The 1,201-nt window shown below is 34.2% G+C and carries 1 protein-coding gene; it reads left to right on the top strand.

Translation table 11 applies throughout. From position 1 onward, the window contains the following. Nucleotides 1-327: hypothetical protein (locus BW716_RS37360; protein ID WP_179091418.1), on the top strand; the 327-nt coding region annotated here is incomplete at its 5' end. Nucleotides 328-1,201: the final 874 nt, after the last annotated feature.

The raw sequence follows: 1,201 nt of genomic DNA, 5'->3' as shown, positions 1-1,201 counted from the left end.
TTAGATTTGGAAATTGATGTAAATAAGGATGACGCTTCCTATTATAAGGAAATTTCAAAAAGGGTGAATAAAATTGATCCTGACGATCGAAATACAGATTTGTTTATACCATTAGGAATTTTTATTGGGGAGAAGATAAAAAGAGGAACTAGTGCCCATTGGCAGGTAGAAAAGAAGTATGGATACAGACCCTATTTTATGCCAATTTTAATAGATGCAAGTGAGAAAAAGTATCATCCCTGGTATAAATTATATGAACATTTAAGCAAAAAGAAGTTCGATTTTGATAAATACCTTACACTGGTTAACAGCCTGGGAGCTCTTTAGTTAACGCTATATTAATAATAATGAGAAATTAAATACTTGGGTTATTCGTTGTGTTTTGGTTTTCGTGTACTAAAAGCATAGAAACAGTAAATAATCCAGGAGAGTCTGCCGGCTCAAAATCCGCTAATATCGTAATTAGAGGTTCCTCTTCCGCAGCAGGTATAGGAGCTAATCCAACTGATTCAGGGTGGGTAAACGGGTTAAGGTTGGCTACCCTGGATAATAAAAAAACACTTTATTTTATTAATCTCGCTGTAGCAGTTTACACTATCAGTGAGTGCCTGAAAATTATTCCGTTCAGGAAGATATGCCACTAATAGATACTACAAAGAATATTACCAATGCGTTATCGCACCATCCTTCTCTGGTGATGATTACATATCCAACCAATGATGTTGCAAATCAACTGCAGAAAATAATGGTCTAACAGGAAATGATCTCTCGTTAGCTACTATTGGTGGTGGTATAACTGGTTTTACTGCTGGACACTATGGATATAAATTATGTGCTCGGATTAATTATAGTGCCATTGAAAACAGTATTTCGAATTTTGCAGTAAATATCGGTAATGGTATTAATGATTTCGTCAAAGGTGTGCAAAATGGAAATACGAGCGGTTGGCAAGATCTCTCTAAATCGGTTTTAATGACTTTAGCAAAATTAGATTCTTGCAAAACATTTACAAGTAGCGGTCAGTGAGACGATTATGTTGGAGATACATTTGAAGATACATTTCATGCATCCGGATGTAGATTATCAGTTTTAAAATTTATTTTTATGAAAATTATTTGGACAACATTTTTTTGATCACTAATTTATGTTTAGGTATGGCCCAGAAACATGAAATTAAATCCTCCCTAGAGCTGTTAAAAAT

It is taken from the genome of [Flexibacter] sp. ATCC 35208 (assembly GCF_001975825.1).
Taxonomy (GTDB): domain Bacteria; phylum Bacteroidota; class Bacteroidia; order Chitinophagales; family Chitinophagaceae; genus Chitinophaga.
Note: the sequence above shows the minus strand (reverse complement) of the source record. Positions and strands in the feature narration are given on the sequence as shown.